We start from the raw sequence: 428 nt of genomic DNA on the forward strand, positions 1-428 counted from the left end.
GTGGTGCGCACGCGCGAGTACCTGTGTGCGGTGATGCCGCATGCGGACGCGCTGGTGCTGATGATCCTGCGCTATCCGCAGGAACTGGTGGATCCCGAGGACTACAAGCTGCCTGCCGGCAAGCTGTCCGACTACCGCATCACCAGCAAGGAAACGGCGATGGCCGAGCAGTTGATCGAGTCGATGTCCGGCGATTGGGACCCATCGCACTACCACGATGAATTCCGCGAGCGCCTGCAGCAGGTGCTGAACAAGCGCATCAAGTCCAAGGGCGGCACCACGCGGGTGGAAGATGAGCCCGCACCACACGAGGATGCGACAACGAACGTTGTCGACTTCATGGCATTGCTGCAGAAGAGCCTGGATGCGAACAAGCGCACGCCGGCGAAGAAGACCGCAACGCGCAAGGCAGCCGCAAAGTCGACGGT

1 pseudogene is annotated in these 428 nt (G+C 62.1%); it reads left to right on the forward strand.

Annotated elements, in window-relative coordinates:
- A pseudogene (locus tag MPC4_RS03680) lies at positions 1-428 on the forward strand (hypothetical protein); the annotation flags it as partial.

The organism is Methylocella tundrae, from assembly GCF_901905185.1.
Taxonomy (GTDB): Bacteria; Pseudomonadota; Alphaproteobacteria; order Rhizobiales; family Beijerinckiaceae; genus Methylocapsa; species Methylocapsa tundrae.